14 protein-coding genes are annotated in these 15,941 nt (G+C 60.7%); 4 read left to right on the top strand and 10 right to left on the bottom strand.

The window, feature by feature from the left end:
* Nucleotides 1-48 precede the first annotated feature (48 nt).
* From ACI5GA_RS28835 to ACI5GA_RS28865, 7 genes are all read right to left on the bottom strand, one after another.
* The gene (locus tag ACI5GA_RS28835) at nt 49-1,530 is read right to left on the bottom strand and encodes an efflux transporter outer membrane subunit (protein ID WP_421425373.1); all 1,482 of its coding nucleotides are present in this window, start codon (nt 1,528-1,530) and stop codon (nt 49-51) included.
* Between the two features lie 54 nt (nt 1,531-1,584).
* The gene (locus ACI5GA_RS28840; protein ID WP_421425374.1) at nt 1,585-3,177 is read right to left on the bottom strand and encodes a DHA2 family efflux MFS transporter permease subunit; all 1,593 of its coding nucleotides are present in this window, start codon (nt 3,175-3,177) and stop codon (nt 1,585-1,587) included.
* Entirely contained in the window at nt 3,174-4,316 is a 1,143-nt protein-coding gene (locus ACI5GA_RS28845) for an HlyD family secretion protein (RefSeq protein ID WP_421425376.1), read from the bottom strand. The genes ACI5GA_RS28840 and ACI5GA_RS28845 overlap by 4 nt, the downstream gene beginning before the upstream one ends.
* Nucleotides 4,317-4,342: 26 nt before the next feature.
* Complete coding sequence (locus tag ACI5GA_RS28850; protein WP_404637611.1) at nt 4,343-4,879, bottom strand: winged helix-turn-helix transcriptional regulator; 537 nt, start codon at nt 4,877-4,879, stop codon at nt 4,343-4,345.
* Nucleotides 4,880-5,170: 291 nt separating this feature from the next.
* Nucleotides 5,171-5,938, bottom strand: a complete 768-nt coding sequence (locus tag ACI5GA_RS28855; protein ID WP_404637613.1) for a 2-keto-4-pentenoate hydratase — start codon at nt 5,936-5,938, stop codon at nt 5,171-5,173.
* Between the two features lie 118 nt (nt 5,939-6,056).
* Nucleotides 6,057-6,326, bottom strand: a complete 270-nt coding sequence (locus ACI5GA_RS28860) for a DUF2790 domain-containing protein (RefSeq protein WP_421425379.1) — start codon at nt 6,324-6,326, stop codon at nt 6,057-6,059.
* A 189-nt stretch (nt 6,327-6,515) separates the two neighbouring features.
* Entirely contained in the window at nt 6,516-6,785 is a 270-nt protein-coding gene (locus ACI5GA_RS28865) for a DUF2790 domain-containing protein (protein WP_404637617.1), read from the bottom strand.
* Between the two features lie 306 nt (nt 6,786-7,091).
* Here ACI5GA_RS28865 and ACI5GA_RS28870 point away from each other — a divergent pair, with 306 nt between their 5' ends.
* Both ACI5GA_RS28870 and ACI5GA_RS28875 read left to right on the top strand, forming a co-directional pair.
* Nucleotides 7,092-8,309: an MFS transporter gene (locus ACI5GA_RS28870; protein ID WP_421425381.1), complete on the top strand. Its 1,218-nt coding sequence runs from the start codon at nt 7,092-7,094 to the stop codon at nt 8,307-8,309.
* A gap of 167 nt (nt 8,310-8,476) precedes the next feature.
* Nucleotides 8,477-9,766, top strand: a complete 1,290-nt coding sequence (locus ACI5GA_RS28875) for a sensor histidine kinase (RefSeq protein WP_404637621.1) — start codon at nt 8,477-8,479, stop codon at nt 9,764-9,766.
* Here the strand turns inward: ACI5GA_RS28875 and ACI5GA_RS28880 are convergent.
* Entirely contained in the window at nt 9,726-10,568 is an 843-nt protein-coding gene (locus tag ACI5GA_RS28880) for a phosphatase PAP2 family protein (RefSeq protein WP_421425382.1), read from the bottom strand. The genes ACI5GA_RS28875 and ACI5GA_RS28880 overlap by 41 nt on opposite strands.
* Before the next feature lie 40 nt (nt 10,569-10,608).
* Nucleotides 10,609-11,292: a histidine phosphatase family protein gene (locus ACI5GA_RS28885; protein ID WP_421425383.1), complete on the bottom strand. Its 684-nt coding sequence runs from the start codon at nt 11,290-11,292 to the stop codon at nt 10,609-10,611.
* A 405-nt stretch (nt 11,293-11,697) separates the two neighbouring features.
* Here ACI5GA_RS28885 and ACI5GA_RS28890 point away from each other — a divergent pair, with 405 nt between their 5' ends.
* Together ACI5GA_RS28890 and ACI5GA_RS28895 are read left to right on the top strand one after the other, a co-directional pair.
* Complete coding sequence (locus ACI5GA_RS28890) at nt 11,698-13,155, top strand: ArnT family glycosyltransferase (RefSeq protein WP_421425384.1); 1,458 nt, start codon at nt 11,698-11,700, stop codon at nt 13,153-13,155.
* Between the two features lie 28 nt (nt 13,156-13,183).
* Nucleotides 13,184-14,809: an ArnT family glycosyltransferase gene (locus ACI5GA_RS28895; RefSeq protein WP_421425385.1), complete on the top strand. Its 1,626-nt coding sequence runs from the start codon at nt 13,184-13,186 to the stop codon at nt 14,807-14,809.
* Nucleotides 14,810-14,861: 52 nt separating this feature from the next.
* On the opposite strand, the gene sctU is transcribed toward ACI5GA_RS28895, so the two are convergent.
* On the bottom strand, nt 14,862-15,938 hold the full coding sequence (gene sctU / locus ACI5GA_RS28900) for a type III secretion system export apparatus subunit SctU (protein WP_404637631.1): 1,077 nt from the start codon (nt 15,936-15,938) through the stop codon (nt 14,862-14,864).
* Nucleotides 15,939-15,941: the final 3 nt, after the last annotated feature.

Here is a 15,941-nt window from a genome sequence, read left to right on the forward strand (position 1 = left end):
CCTCGCGTTGCTCGTGCGCTCCTACAGGGTGAGGGTGGGGCGCACGGTTCAGCGGTGTGCGACATCCGATTTTGCCGACTGCGGCCAGCCGCCCCCCAGGGCGCGGAAGGTCGAGACCGCCGCTCGCGCATCATTGGCGTGCAACTGCGCCAATTGATCTCGCGACACCAGTAACTGGCGGTCTTCGTCGAGCACTTCCACCAGGCTGATCGCGCCCCCTTTGTAAGCGTCCTGCGCCGCATCCCGTGCGGTTTGATGCGCCGCGACTTCGGCGTTCACTTCCTCCCGTTGTTGCTCCAGTTCCACCAGTGTGACGATGGCGTTCTCGACATCTTCAGTGGCTTTCAACATCGCCAGTCGGAACTCGGCCAGCGCTTCGGCGTTGGCACCTTTGGCTTGCGCGACTTCTGCGTCGACCCGGCCAAAATCGAACAGCCGCCAATGCAGGCCGAGAATGGCTTGAGGCTGGAAGGCCGACGCGGTGAACAACTGGCCGCTATGTGCCGTGTCGAAGCCCAGCAAACCAGACAGGGAAACTTTGGGGTAGTACTCGGCAATCGCCGCGCCGATGCGCGCATTGGACGCTGCCAGTTTGCGTTCAGCCGCGACCACGTCGGGGCGACGACGCAACAGGTCAGCCGGGCCGTCAGAGTCGCTGATGGTGGGCACGCTGTAGTGTTGCGGACTGTTTGTCAGCTCTTGGGCGTAGGTGCCCGGTTGAGCGCCCATTAGCACGTCCAGCCGGTTGAGTTGGGTGGCGAGTTCAGTGCGCAATGGCGGGATCGTGGCCCGAGCCTGCAAGACCAACGCTTCAGCTTGCGCCTGCTCGCGATTCGTCGCCAGGCCCATGCTCATGCGGTCCTTGATCAGGTCCAGCAGGCCATTCTGGGTCTTGACCTGATCCTCCGCGACCGCCAGCCGCTGCTGCGCACCCCGGATGCGGAAATAGGCGTCTGCCGCTTCAGCCGCCACGGAAATACGCACGCCGACATGCGCGGCTTCTGCGGCTTGGGCTTCATCGACGGCCGCTTCTTCGCCCCGCTTCAGACCGCCTGCGAGATCAGCCTCCCAACTGGCGCCGACGCTGAGTGTTTCCAAGGTTTGATTGCGGTCGTAACCGGGAAAGGTGCTGCCGATCTGGCCTTGCGAGCTTTCGGTGGACTGGCGCTGGCGCACGGCCTTTGCGTCCAGTGCGCCCTGAGGCAAGCGAATCGCCCCGGCTTGCTGTGCCACGGCGCGGGCCTGTTCGACGCGAGCGAAGGATTTCGCCAGATCGAGATTCTGGTCCAGCACGCGCTGAATGATGCGGCTCAGTTCGGGGTCGTTGAAACCGGTCCACCAGTTGTCGAGTGCAGGCGCCGGGGTTTCACCGACCCGCTGTTGCAGCAGCGGTTGATTCTGGTAGTGCGCGGTGAGTGGGTTGTCCGGCTGGTGGTAGTCAGGGCCGACGGTGCAACCGGCCAGCGCAATGAACAACGTGCTCAGCGCAAAGACGCCGTTGCGTTTGAAACGAGACGCCAGAGTGTTCATGGAGCGGTCCTCGGAACGGGAGCTGAAAAGGAAGAAGGCGTTTTCATGGCGGTCTCAATGGGCGTCGGCAGAGGGGGCTTTGGGCGGCGCAACTTTACGCATCAGCGGCACCATCGCCACGGCTACGATGAAGCAGACCATGATCACCAGAAACGTATCGGCGTAGGTTTGCGTTTGGGCTTCGCGGTAGGTCAACAGCCACAATTGATGCAACGCTGAGTTGCTGGCTTCGGCGCTGTTCTGGCCCAGGCTGGCGAAGTTGTCGGTGACCGTCGCAAGCCAGATGTTCATGGCCTCGTTGCTGACGTTCAGGTGCTCCGCCAAGTGGGTGAAGTGCTGGTTGGTGCGGTCGTTGAGCAGCGTGGCGCAGGCTGCGATGCCGATGGCGCCGCCAAGGTTGCGCATCAGGTTGAACAGCCCGGAGGCCTGTTTGAGTCGCGAAGGATGAAGGCCGCCCAAGGTCAATGTCACGGTAGGCGGCACGGCCATCTGCTGAGCGAACCCGCGAATGGCCTGGGGCAGCATCAACTCATGACCGCCCCAGTCGTGGGTGATGGGCGAGAAGTCCCACATCGACAACGCGAACAGCGACAGGCCGAACATCATGATCCAGCGCAGGTCGACGCGGTTGGCGAGGAAGCCGTACACCGGGATCGCCATCAACTGGAACACCCCGGTGGAGAAAATCGCCTCGCCGATTTCCAGCGCGCTGTAACCGCGCACCCGGCCCAGAAACAAGGGCGTCAGGTAAATCGTGGCAAACAGGCCAATGCCGGTGACGAAAGAAAAGAAGCAACCGAGCGCGAAGTTGCGATCGCTCAGGGCGCGCAGGTCGACCACCGGGTTGTTCACGCTCAACGTACGACCGATGAACGCCAGCCCCGCCAGCCCCGATACCCAGGCGGTGGTGAGAATGGTCTGGTCGCTGAACCAGTTCCAGCGTGGGCCTTCTTCGAGGGTGTATTCCAGGCAGCCCAGAAACAGCGCCAGGAACACCATGCTGAAGTAGTCGGCGCCCTTGAGCAGCTTCAGGTCCATGGCGTCGATATTGACCATGATCGGCACGGCGATGGCGACGAAAATGCCCGGCACCAGGTTGATGTAGAACAGCCAGTGCCACGACGACACATCGGTGATCCAGCCGCCGATCACCGGACCCAGCGTGGGCGCGAGGGAGGCCACGGCACCGATGGTCGAGGCGGCGATGACCCGCTGTTTGCCTGTGAAAAACACGAAGGCGGTGGTGAACACCATCGGGATCATCGAACCGCCGAGAAAGCCCTGCAGTGCGCGAAAGGCGATCATGCTCTGGATATTCCAGGCCAGACCGCAGAGCAGGCTGGCGACGGTAAAACCGACCGCCGAGGCGCAGAACAACCAACGGGTGGAGAACACCCTCGCGAGCCAGCCGGACAACGGAATGACCACGATTTCAGCGATCAGGTAGCTGGTCTGCACCCAGGCGGTTTCATCGGCACCTGCCGACAGGCCGCCGCCGATGTCGCGCAACGAGGCAGACACGATCTGGATGTCCAGGAGCGCGATGAACATGCCCAGGCACATGGTGGCGAACGCGAGGACTTTGGTGGACGTCGTCATTGAGGCAACGTCGACCGGGCCTTTGGCTTTGGCGGCGACCGAGCTCATGGCGTGGTCTTCCCGTTAACGGCACTGGCGACTTGATCATGGGTGTCACGGGGCTGGTTTTTCGTGTCGACTTCAGCGATCACCGACAAGCCCGGACGCAGTTTGCCGAGGCGGCCGTCTTCGCCATCCAGATAAACCCGCACCGGTACCCGCTGCACGATCTTGGTGAAGTTGCCCGTGGCGTTTTCCGGCGGCAGCACACTGAACTGCGAACCGGTGGCGGGGGCCAGGCTGTCCAGATGACCATGGAACACCTGGCCCGGCAACACGTCGGCTTCAATCGTCACGGCCTGGCCCGGCTGCATGCGTGCCAGTTGGTCTTCCTTGAAGTTGGCATCGACCCACAGGCCTGTGGCCGGAACCACCGAAATCAACTGCGTCCCGGCGGCAGCATAGGCGCCGACTCGGGCGCGGCGGTTGCCGATCACGCCATCGACCGGAGCGCGCAGTTCGGTGTAACCGACGTTCAGTTGCGCAAGGTCCCGCTCGGCCTTCGCCTGCTCCAGCGCGGCACGCGCCTGTTGTTTCTGGGTGGCGATCACGTCCAGTTGCCGTTGTGAGGCCAGCATCGAGGCCTGGGCCTTGGCACCGTTGGCCTGGGCAGTCTTGTAGGTCGCGTCAGCGCGCTGGAAGCTTTCGATGGACACCGCCGAGCGCCCCGACAACACCTGATAACGCACCTGATCATCCCGCGAACGCACCGTTTCGGCGTTGGCTGCGTCAATCCCGGCTTTCGCCTGGCTGACCACCGCGTGTTGCAGCTGCTCGGTGGCATCAAGGTTGGCCAGCAGCGCTTCTTCGGCGGCCACGGCCCCTTCGGCTTTTTTCAACGCGGCCACGTAGTCGCGGTCATCGATTTTTACCAGCAGATCGCCTGCGTGAACGAACTGGTTGTCGATCACCTTGAGTTCGGTGATGTAGCCGGGGATTTTTGGCCCGATCACCGTCACGTCGCCGCCGACATAGGCGTCATCGGTGGATTCGAGAAAACGGCCGACGGTCCACCAGTGCGCGCCGAACAGCACGGCGCCGATCACGGCGGCGCTGCCCAGCGACAGCAACATCAGGCGTTTGCCCCGAGCGGATTTGGGCGGTGCTGCAGCGGCAGCGGGCTCGGTGACGGTTTGTGGCTGATTCATGGCGGATTACCTGTGGGCTGCAGTGGTCAAGAGGCGGTTTTGGGGGATGGGGTCAGGCTGTTGCGATAGCCCTCGCGACGCGTACGGCCGGTCTCGACACGCCAGGCGGACAGGCTCTCGGGCGGGCCGCTGTAACGCACGGTGTGTTCGAGGAAGCTGATGGGCTTGCCGGTGTTGCCATCGGTGAGTTGCAGATCGACGGGCTGGTCGGTTTGCTCGTCGAACAGCTGAATGCGCGTGCCATTACGGGCGAAGTGCTTGTTGCCGAACTTCATCAGGGTCAGCACCACCGGGCGAAAGTCGCGACCACGCTCGGTGAGCAGGTAGTCGTAGCGCGGCGGCTTGTCGGTATAAGCGCGACGCTCCACCAGACCCGAGGCGATCAGGTCGTTCAGGCGGCGGGTCAGGGTGCTGGACGCGATGCCCAGGCTTTTCTGGAATTCGTCGAAGCGACTCAGACCATAGGCCAGGTCTCGGAGGATCAGGATGTTCCACCAATCCCCCACGTGCTCAAGGCTGAGGGCGATGGGACAGGGCATGTCGGCGAAGCTTTTCTTCTTCATGAACAGCCTCTCAAGCGTGAAGGTGTGAATAAATTATGGTCATAATTTAAGCGTGTGACTTTCACTATGCAAGTGACTATTTAAATAAAAGTGATGAGCGGAAAACCGGGCACGGTCAGCGACAGGCAAGCGATGGTCGCCCTGGCGGGATTTCAGAGAGTGAAATGAGGTGAGCGCGGGGGAGGTCTAGGCCGCAAACGCAGTGGCCCAGACGCCGGGATGGTGTCTGGGCCACTGTATTCGCAAGCAGGGAAAGGGCGTGTGGGCAGGAGGCAGTCGCTTAATGAGCGATCAGATCAACTCCACAGAAATCGGCGGCAGGCCACGGATTTCACCTTCGGCCACACCCGCGCCTTTGGTCAGGTACATGCCGGTGTACGAGCCGGTGGTGATGACCAGATCGGGTGTCACGCTGAAACCGTTCTGCGTTTGATGGTTCACCAGCCACGGCAACAGGCGGCGAGGGTCGCCCGCCGGATTGGCGCCGTCGCCTGGCACGATGTCTTCGCCCGCGTATGTGAAGGTCAGCGCCGGCTCCAGGAACGGAAATGTCGGGTCGTAAGGCACGAAATCACCGACGATCAGCGCGCCGTGGTTCAGCAGGTCGCCCAGCGCCAGCAGCGGATCGACTTTTGGCCAGGCAATGAAACGGCTGGAAACGACCTCAATGGTTGCACCCATCGAGCCAATGCTGCTGAGCACCTCTTCATCGGAATACGGCTCGGCACGGGGCGCGAACTCGCGGTTCAGGCGGAACGCGATTTCCAGTTCGAGAATGGGCTGGGGGTAATCGACGATTTCCACCTGGCTGCCGCTGGCAAACAGGCCGTCTTCGGGCAACAGTGCGCCGTTGATCGGGCCGCCGCTGGTGGATTTGGAGCCGACTTTCCAGCCGCCGACGGTGGTGTCGCGCAGGCGCAGAATTTCCCGTTGCAGCGCGTAGGCGCTGGAGGCGTCTGCGGGGATGTAATCGGGGCGAATCTCGGTGATTTTTCGACCGTCGCGCATGGCGTCGACAATCAGTTCGGCAATGTTCGCTGGGTGAGACGGTTGATTCACGCGGGACTTCCTTCAGTCAATTGAATGGAAAGCGCCCCACAACCTGACGCGCCGGTTGTGGAGCCAGCGCGTTTACTCTAACCCTATTTGCCGATAACGCAGAACCCTGCGTCGGCAATCAACCGTTCTGGCAACCATCGCCCAGACGGGTGTACTCCAGATTGTGAGTCACGCCTTTGCTGTCGACGTACACCATGTGCGACTCCACTGGACCACAGGCGGTAGACAGGTCGCTGGCACTGGTCATGCTGATGACTTTGGCGATGTCCAGGTGCTGCGAGTAGGTGTACTCGACGGCAGGGGGGACGGCGGCGTCCGCGTTGACAGCTTGATTGGCCGAAGCAAAAGCGCTGAAGATCGACAGCGCGGCAAACAGTGCGTATTTCATGGTCTTTCTCCAGAAAGAGCATCAGCATTAAACAGAGTGATCGGTAGGTAGGGCCGCAGTATCTCGCCAAGTTAGCGATGTCCGGAAATGGCGAGTCTCGATACAGCGCATCACGGGAATTGATAATCAGGGTGAATATTGATGTGGCGTTAATTATTAACGGATGGGTAAAAGTGTCTTGCAAAACACTCAGCCTTTTTCGCAATCGTCCCCCAGACGGGTGTACTCAAGTGTGTGGCTGACCCCTTTGCTGTCCACGTATTCCATCTGCGCCTTCAGCGGGCCACATTCGCTGGAGGCCACGTTGGCGTTGCTGATACGGATGATTTTGGCGATGTCCAGATCGTGGGTGTAGTCGTATTGAGTGTCCTGAACGGCCGCCGACGGACTGTGGGTATTATCGTTGGCCGAGGCAAACAGGCTGAACATCGATAAGGCAGCAAACAGTACATATTTCATGGCGAACTCCAGTTCATCGGAGGGTGTAAAAGTGAGGTGGGGATTAACCCGTCGATGGCGCTATTTTAAAAACGGGCGAGCGCCGCGAAGAAATACTGTCTGTCGATAAACGTCATCAGCCGCGATGATGCGTGAAGCACTTCGTAGGATTAACGATGAAGTAATGGACTGTTGTTGCACCTTTGATAGACCTTAAAGCGCCTTGATGGTATTCCAGACGGGAATTCACTGTATGAAAAACATGAATTTTATTTATGGCGTTTGACCCTCTACCGTGTGCGGATATCACCCAGCAAGGAAGTCGAAATGTCCGCCGCGCCGCCCACCGCCGTCATCGAGCAGCACTGGAAACGTAATTTGGCCGTGTGCGTCATCGGCGCCTTCACCACCATCGTCGCGATGACCTTGCTGCTGCCTTTTCTGCCGCTGTATGTCGAGCATTTGGGCGTGAGCGATGCTGCGGCAGTGGTGCAATGGTCCGGCGTCGCCTATGGCGCGACGTTCTTTTCTGCTGCGCTCACCGCGCCGTTGTGGGGGCGATTGGGGGACCGTTACGGGCGTAAGTTGATGCTGATTCGCGCCAGCCTTGGCATGGCGATCGCGATGTCGTTGATCGGCCTGGCGGAGAACATCTATCAGTTGGTGGGCCTGCGGTTGCTGGCCGGGTTGCTGGGCGGATATGCCTCGGGCGCGACGATTCTGGTCGCCACTCAGACCCCCAAGGAGCGTTCGGGCTGGGCGCTGGGCACCCTGTCGTCAGGCATCATGGCTGGCAATCTGGCAGGCCCGCTGATTGGTGGGTCGTTGCCGCCACTGATCGGCATTCGTAACACGTTCTTTCTGGCCGGTGGGGTGATCTTCGTGACCTTCCTGGCCACGTTGTTTCTGATGAAAGAGGCGCCTCGCCCCAAACCGAAGGCCGATGCGAAGGCGACTGCGTCCCGGCGTCCATGGGAATTGATCACTGACCGCAAACCGGTGATCGCCATGTTCGTGGTGGCGAGCCTGGTGATGTTCTCGATCATGTCCATCGAGCCGATCATCACGGTGTACCTGACGCAGTTGCACACCGAAAACGTGACGTTCATGGCGGGGCTGGTGATGTCGGCCACGGCGTTGGCCAGCGTATTGTCAGCGTCGCGCATCGGCAAGCTGGCGGACCGGATCGGCCATCGCAAGGTGGTGATCGGCTGTCTCACGGCGGCGGCCATTCTCTTGATCCCCCAGGCGTTTGTCACCAACGCTTGGCAACTGGTCGCGCTGCGTTTCCTGATGGGCGTTGCGTTGGGCGGCTTGTTGCCTTGCATTGCGGCCATCATTCGCCACGCCGTGCCTGACGCAGTGGCCGGGCGAATGCTGGGCTACTCCACATCGAGCCAATACGTCGGACAGGTACTCGGGCCGCTGACCGGTGGTTACCTGGGCGGCCATTTCGGCATGTCGATCGTGTTCATCGTCACCTGTGTGTTGATGGGCGGCTGCGCGATGGCGATGGCGCTGATGCCGCGATCAATGGGCAATTGACCCACGGCCTTTCTGTGGACGAAGGCATCCGGTTTTTATGCAGGCACCCCGTCGCCCGCGCGTGGCAATTGACGAAACCATGACATCCGGATGCCGATAATGCGCGCAGGCCGTGGGCGTTCGAACCCTGAGGCAGTCGTGGTCAGCTTGGGTGTGCGCAGAGTCGGATGGATATCAAACACAGCTTGAAACAACGGATCGTGATCGTCTTCGCCCTGATGAGCGCCTTGGTGGCCGGGGTGTTTGCGGTGGGGGTGATCGCCACGGTGCATGTGGTGGAAAAGCGCCTGACGATCATGAGCCTGGGCGGCAATCTGCATCGGTTGCTGACGCAGGACCGTATCGAGGATTGGCGGCATCGTCCGGAAAAAGGCGAGTTGTTCTATGCCGACGACGGCATTGACGACGTGGCGATGGTCGAGGATCTCAAGCCCCTGCAACCGGGTTTTCAGGAGTTCTTTCGCGGCACCAAGGGCTATTACGCCATGGTCGAGGACGTCGGCGGGCGCCGCTATGTCCTGTTGCGTGACCAGCGCAGTTTCAGAAAGCGCGAACGCATTCTGTTCGCTGTGGTGCTGGTGGGCTTCATTCTCAGTGTGTTGCTGGCCATTTTGCTGGGGCGACTGCTGGCGTCCCGCGTGATGGCGCCGGTCTCGCGGCTCGCCGGTCAAGTGCGGCATCAGGATCAACTGCTGGAACTGGCCCCTGTGCTGGCCAACGATTACGCCCGGGACGAAGTGGGGGCGCTGGCGCGCTCCTTCGACGACACGCTGGGGCGTCTGCGCGCCGCGTTGGGCCGGGAAAAACTGTTCACCAGCGACGTCAGCCACGAACTGCGCACGCCGTTGATGGTGCTGGCCACCTCTTGCGAATTGCTGTTGGAATACCCGCGTCTGGACGACCGTTCCCGCACGCAGGTGCAGCGCATCAGCAAAGCCACGGCGGGTATGAACCAACTGGTCGAAACCTTCCTGCTGCTGGCCCGTACGGAAGGCAACAAGGCACCGAATGGGCAGCAGGCTGGCCTGGGGCAGGTGGCAGAAGAACTGGTGGATATCTGGCGTGAGCCGATCAGGGAGAAGGGGCTGAATTTCATCTTTGTCCCGTGCCCTGACGCCGATGGCCTGTACAACGCCGCGTTGCTGCGGTCAGTGATGGGCAACCTGCTGCGCAATGCCTGGCACTACACCGACAACGGTTTTATCCGGCTGACGATATGCCCTGATGGTTTCAGGGTGGAAGACAGCGGTATCGGGATTCCGCTGGAGAAGCAGCAGGCGATGTTTCAGCCCTTCGTGCGGGGCGACGAGCAGCGTGGGGAGGGGCTGGGGTTGGGGCTGTCGCTGGTCCAGCGCATCTGTGCCAATCAGCACTGGACCGTGACATTGACCAGCCGTGAACCGGCGGGTTGCTGTTTCACCGTGGTACTGGGGTCGTCTGGACGCGTGTCGGCCTGAAGGTCTTGGCGTTGGGCGCCAACGGAATCGAAGGATCCAGCCTGGCCCTGCCATAGAACACCAGTGCCGTGAGGAACATCGAGAACCAGACGATGATCCCGGCCCAGAAGGTGTGGGACATGAAGTGCCAGCCCTGCAAGACCCGCGTCGTGCCGTACACCATCCCCAGTGTCAGGGCAAAGGCCAACAGCGTACGGGCGTGTCGCCAGCGATAGCGACGTGCCACGAAAAACAGCGCCATCATGGTGAAGCCCCCCGACGCGTGACCGCCGGGCCAGCAGCGTCCCGCACCCGCGTCGTGCAGCAGATTGAAATTTTCGAACCACTCTTTTTTCTGCTCGACCCCGCCGTACAACGTGGTCTCCACCGGGCAGTAAATACTGGTGTGGCTCTTGAAGTAGTGAATGGCGCCCGTGGTGATGGAGAACGCGAACACCACGAACAACAAATCACGACGATGGCGGGTCAGGAAACGCAACAGCGGTGCGATCCGGACCTTTTCCAGCCACGCCATGAGTGTCTGGTGTTTCTCGGCTTTGAAGCGCGGCCAGATGAACGACAGCAGGGCGCCGATGATCGCCAGTTCGCCGGTCCAGTTCGGGATGATCCGCGCCCATTTATGGGTGATGGTTTCGAACAGTTTGCTGTGTTGCAGCGGGAACGCGTGAGTGCTGGTGTTGTACATCCAGTCGCTGAGGATGACATCAAGCCCGGTCAGGTCGAAGCTGACGAACAGGGCCAGCGCCAGCAACAGGGGAATGCCCAGGTTGTTGAAGTAAAAGCGGCTTCGGCGGTTGTGCACGGTGGGGTGTCTCGATAGAGGGTGAAGGATAGGTCAGGGTTCAGGGGCGCTTGGCCAGGACTTTGACCCAGTCCTGCGGGTCGATGTAGCCCAATGCCTTGGCGACGTGGGTTTGCGGGTCGACCGACACGATCAGCGCCGAGCCATAATCCGGCGACGACGGGGAGGGCACGTTGAGGGATTTTTCCAGGTCGGCGATGCACTCGCTGTGCGTCACGAGCACCAGGTTGTGGCCGTCCTGTTTGTGGTTGATCACATTGCTCAGCATCGATTTACGGCAGTTGGCCAGCCAGTCCTGGCCCTCGGTCGTCTGATTGAAGGCGAACGCTGCGGTCTGCTCGGTGCGCCGCAAGGGGCTGTTGTAGAGGTTCACCCCTTGCATGCCCAGCGATTGAAAGGCTTGTCCGAGCCGGTCGGCCATGACGCGGCCCTTGACCGTGATGCCGTCGGGCTGCGCCAGACAGGGGTTGGTGGAGTGGTCGCAGCGTTCGACATGGCGTACCAGGACCACCAGATCACCTTTCTCCCACAAAGAGAAGAAGTTGGCCCGATGCAGTCGCTGTCCCTGTGCGAGATCCGCCAGTGGCGCCGGGCGCAATACAAATGCAGCGAGCCCGATCAGCGATAACAGCCCCGCCAGAAAAAGAAAACGTCGAGAAAGAGTGCCCAGCGCGTGATAACGCGTGCCGAGTTCATCCAGCACATGGGTGAAGTTCGAGTTCATGGTCGGCTCGTTCAATAAAAAAGAGGGGTCTGTGTTCACGCGCGCCTCGCCTTTACACTCAGGCATTCAACGTAAAGGGAAACGGTTTGAATCAGGCGGGGGTAGCTTAAAAAGAGGAGGGTCAATGAGGAGTGAAGCGCATGTGAAAAACACTTTCACATCTCACCTTTGCTCGAAAGCCCCGTATTCACTGGGTGATTCAGAAGGCGGGCGGTGGGTGGAAGCGTGTTTGACGAATACGAAGGCGTTGCCTCGTTAACAATCCAAACGTCGCTTAAAGGGTATTTTCACGAAAGTTTTACATCGGAATGTTGTTGTTTGATTTTAAGAGGGCGTCACGCATAACGTTAACAATTTGCCTTTAAGCTGCGGCCGCGGATCCTGTTCTCAAGGTGGACACTTATTGTGAATGTTCGTTATAGCCATGCGGTGGCATTACTGTGCGCGTTATTGCTGTTTTTTGCGTTGGGCAATCATCAGTTGCAGAACTCCACTGAGCCTCGCGTTGCCGGGATCGCGATGGAAATGCATTTGAGCAACAACTGGGTCACACCGACGCTGAACGGCGAACCCTTTCTGGAAAAACCGCCGCTGAGCCTGTGGCTGGATGCCGCAGCGATTCGGGTCATTGGGCCTGTGCCGTTGGCGGTGCGTCTGGCCTCGGCCTTCGCCGGATTGCTTACGCTGTGGGCGCTGTACCACCTGTTGCGCCGCTTCGGCCGACCCCATTTCGTTGCGCTGGGCGCAGTCTGCCTGCTGCTGACCACGGCGACCTTCTGGAGCAATGCCCGGCAAGTGGGCGAAGACGCCCTCTTGACCCTAGGCGTGACCGTGGCGCTGCTGGCGTTTTTTCATGCCAGTCGGCATCGTCAATTCACCACACTGCCCGTTGGGCGCTGGTTGCTGTTCAGCCTGGGTATCGTGATTTCTACCCTGAGCAAGGGCGTGCTGGGGCTGGCATTGCCGGGGGTGGTGATTTTCGCCTATCTGGTGGTGGAAACGATGCTGGAACGTCGATTCGTGCTGAGCCACTGGCTGCGCCCGTTGATGTTTACGTTGCTGGCGCTGATCCCGTTGCTGATCTGGCTCTATTTTCTCTACGGACAGGGTGGCATCGAGTCCCTCAAGGCTGTGCTGTGGACCAACAGCGTGGGCCGTTTCAATGGTGAATTCGTTGAAGCCGGTCACTACGAGCCGTTCTATTACTACTTCAGTAAACTGCCGGAGGCCTTCCTGCCGTGGAACCTGTTGGTGTACCTGGGGCTGTGGCACTTCAGAAAGCAGCTCGTTCAAGACCGCCATCTGTTGTTCTTCAGCCTGTGGCTGCTGGCCCAGTTTCTGTTGCTGACCCTGGCATCGAGCAAACGCATGGTGTACCTGATGTCGTTGACGCCGGCGGCGGCGGTGATCGCTTCGGAATACCTGGCGGTGTTGCGTCAACGCTTGCGTGATCGCGCCGGGTCGTCGGTCCGGGCACAACGCTGGCTCGAACGCAGCCCGGCACTGGCCGTCGGTGTTGTCGGAATTGTGTGCGCCGGGTATCTGTCCTCGGCGTTCTGGCTGGCGCCCAGGCTGGACAAAAAACTGTCATTCGTCCCGTTGACCGAACGCGTCCGTGCGCTTCAGGCCGAAGGCAAGGAGGTGGTGCTGTTTCAACCCAGTGAGCGGCTGGCCGGCGCCAGCGTGTTCTACAGCCAGAGCCTGCTCGGCACAGCCCACGACGATCGCCAGTTGCAGGCGATGCTGAGCGGTTCGGCCCGCACCGTCGCCATCATGGAGAGCGAAGAGGCGCCGCGGCCGCCACTGAATATCGTGGAGCAGGTCAAGGTGGGGGATCGCGTCTACTATTTCGTCAGTCGTTGACCGGTATCGCCGTGCTGAGGGGTGTGCATTGACAGCAGTCGCTTCCGAATTTTTATCCGGGGTCACCCCGGCGCGAGCCCGACGTCAGGCGTGGCGCGCAGGGGGGCTGGCGTTCCTGCTGTTCGTCGCCGCCAGCTGGCACCTGAGCATCATCGGATTCGACTCGCGCTTCGTGTTGTTCGCCCAGGAAATGTTGCGCCACGGCCCCAGCGTGTTTCCCACCACCTATGGCGAGCCCTACCCGGATTATTCCGGGTTCTCGACCTGGCTGATCTACCTGTTTTCGTGGCCGTTTGGCGAGGTGACCAGCTTCACGGCATGGTTGCCCACGTGCATTGCGTCAGCGGTCACGGTCGGATTGATGTACCGCCTGCTGGCCCCGTACTCGCGACGCTGGGCCTGGTTGAGCATCGCGTTGCTGCTGTTGAGCAACACCTTCATCACCGAAACCCGTGCCGTGTCGCTGGACCAGATGCTGGCGACGGTGTCCTTTGCCGTCTTCTATCTGGCCTATGCCCACGATCATTTCAGTTCCGCCCGGCGGCTGGGGTGGATTCTGATGCTGCTGGTGCTGGGTTTCGCGATCCGTGGTCCGATCGGGCTGGTCGTGCCCACGGGCATTCTCTGCAGCTATTACCTGCTCAATCGCCAGTGGCAGCGTCTTTGGATGGTCGCGCTGATCGCGTTGGTGCTGCTGGTGGCCTGCATGGGCGCATTGTTGTTGCTGGCGCGGCTCAGCGGTGGCGAGGCCCTGCTCGCTGAGGTGTTGCGCATGCAGATCACCTCGCGCATGGATGGCAGCGAGGGCGCCAGCCCGGTGTTCTGGTATTTCGGCAGCTCGTTCGGCAATTACGCGCTGGCCTACCCGCTGGCACTGCTGGTGTTGGTGGTCGTCGCGATCTGGGGGCGGCGTCAGCCCAGCGAGGCGTTGAACCTGCTCTACGTGTGTGCGTTTGCCGGGCTGACGGTGATGGTCGGGCTGTCGATTCCCCAGGCGAAAAAAGCCCGGTACATCCTGCCGATGTTGCCCATGGCGGCGATTGTGGCGGCGTACCCGTTTCAGGTTCGCGCCGGTCAGTATTTCTGGTGGTTACGGGGTTTGATCCTGACCTTGTGCTGCTTCATCCCCGGCACCTTGATGGCCGGTTTGCTGGCGGTGCGTCCGCGGTTTCCTGAAGCACTGAGCGAGATCGGGCCGATCTTGACCGTGCTGGGGTTGTTGCAGTTGATCGCCTTGCCGCTGTTGATGCGCCCTCGGCTGCGGTTGTACGGGCTGCCGGCGTGCGCCGTGCTGGCGGTGTGGATCGGCTACATCGGGGTGTTCGAAAAGACCGAACGCATGCTGTACGACACCCGCCATTTCACGCAGGCCGTGCGTGACGTCACCCGTACCGACAGCGCCGCGCTGGTGCTGCACGGCATGGGCAAGGACGCCAAGGGCATCAAGTTCATGGTCAATGTCGATGAGGATCTGCAACCGGTGTTCACCGATTCGCCCGCCCAGCTTGAGCGCATCGTCGGACCGGCCAATGTGGTAATGAGCAACAACGATTTCCAGAAGCTGCAAGGCACGCGATTCTGGAAACTGCCGGTGCTGCTCAGTGGGCGATTCGATAAGGAGGATTACGTGTTGGTGCGGGTGCCGGGCGGGTAGGCGAGTGTTGCGCTTGGGCCGGACTTCTGGCGAAAGACAGCGACCAGCGTCCTTACGGCTCCTCAATCTGAATCACCTCGTCCGTCACTTCTTCCAACTGCCTGACCACCTGATAAATATGCGCCACGGCCAGCAACGTCGGGCGAGGGATGTATTTGCCGGGTTTGACCTTGTACAGCGTGCGCGCCAGCCAGATGCTCTGCACCACGGGAATCCCGGCTTTCTTCGCCCGTGCAATCAACGCCAGCGCGTCGTCGTCTTCACCCTTGCAGTGAATCTGCGGCAGTGGCGTCTGCCCCGGTCGGTAGTACAACGCCACAGCGTAGTGGGTCGGGTTGACCACCAGCATGTCGGCGTCTTCCACCGGTTTGGGCGGCGCGGTCGGGGCCTGGTTGAGCAACTCGTGGGCCAGTTGCCGCCGGTGGCCCTTGACGTGAGGGTCGCCCTCGGACTGCTTGTATTCCTTCTTGATGTCTTCGTGGCTCATGCGCAGCTTTTTGGCGTGGAAGTATTTTTGCAGCGCAAAGTCCGCCATGGCGATCACCAGCAGCAGCCCCAACGTGGCGCGCAGGATATGGCGGAACAGTTGCAGCAGCGAATGCCAGTAAGTGGTCAGGTCGGTGTTGGCCAGCAGAATCAACGCCCCCAGCGATGGCTTGACCACCGTGTACAGGGTGGCGGTGATCGCCACGGCCTTGAGCAGACTGAGCAGCAAGGTCGTGAGGTTCTGCGCCGAGAACATCTGCTTGGCGTGGGCGAAAGGGTTGAGTTTGTTGATGTCGATCTTCAGGGCCTTGGGTGCGAACAGGAAGCCGATCTGCATCCAGCTCCCGACCAGCCGCATCAACATGGCCATGCCGACGCTGCTGAGAATGAAGCCGATCAGCATCGAGGCGCCTTCGCTGGCGACTTGTTCGAGGGTGTGCAGGTAGGGTTTGCCGATGCCGCCAAACGACAGCGACATCAAATGCTGAAGGCGTTCGACGCTTTCGTCGGCCAGGCCCAGGGTGATCTCGCTGACCACCAGCAGGATCAGCAATTTGCTGACGTCCTGACTTTGCCCGACCTGGCCTTTTTCACGGGCGTCGCGCAGTTGTTTGGGGGTGGCCTTTTCGGTTTTTTCGCTCACGGC

Source organism: Pseudomonas sp. Pseu.R1, from assembly GCF_045764065.1.
In the GTDB taxonomy this organism is placed as follows: domain Bacteria; phylum Pseudomonadota; class Gammaproteobacteria; order Pseudomonadales; family Pseudomonadaceae; genus Aquipseudomonas.

What these genes read in the sequence shown, in the direction of transcription:
- ACI5GA_RS28870 (WP_421425381.1), top strand. Translation starts at nt 7,092, where the DNA reads ATGTCCGCCGCGCCGCCCACCGCCGTCATCGAGCAGCACTGGAAACGT.
- ACI5GA_RS28865 (WP_404637617.1), bottom strand. Translation starts at nt 6,785, where the DNA reads ATGAAATATGTACTGTTTGCTGCCTTATCGATGTTCAGCCTGTTTGCC.
- ACI5GA_RS28835 (WP_421425373.1), bottom strand. Translation starts at nt 1,530, where the DNA reads ATGAACACTCTGGCGTCTCGTTTCAAACGCAACGGCGTCTTTGCGCTG.
- ACI5GA_RS28850 (WP_404637611.1), bottom strand. Translation starts at nt 4,879, where the DNA reads ATGAAGAAGAAAAGCTTCGCCGACATGCCCTGTCCCATCGCCCTCAGC.
- ACI5GA_RS28885 (WP_421425383.1), bottom strand. Translation starts at nt 11,292, where the DNA reads ATGAACTCGAACTTCACCCATGTGCTGGATGAACTCGGCACGCGTTAT.
- ACI5GA_RS28845 (WP_421425376.1), bottom strand. Translation starts at nt 4,316, where the DNA reads ATGAATCAGCCACAAACCGTCACCGAGCCCGCTGCCGCTGCAGCACCG.
- ACI5GA_RS28875 (WP_404637621.1), top strand. Translation starts at nt 8,477, where the DNA reads ATGGATATCAAACACAGCTTGAAACAACGGATCGTGATCGTCTTCGCC.
- ACI5GA_RS28840 (WP_421425374.1), bottom strand. Translation starts at nt 3,177, where the DNA reads ATGAGCTCGGTCGCCGCCAAAGCCAAAGGCCCGGTCGACGTTGCCTCA.
- ACI5GA_RS28860 (WP_421425379.1), bottom strand. Translation starts at nt 6,326, where the DNA reads ATGAAATACGCACTGTTTGCCGCGCTGTCGATCTTCAGCGCTTTTGCT.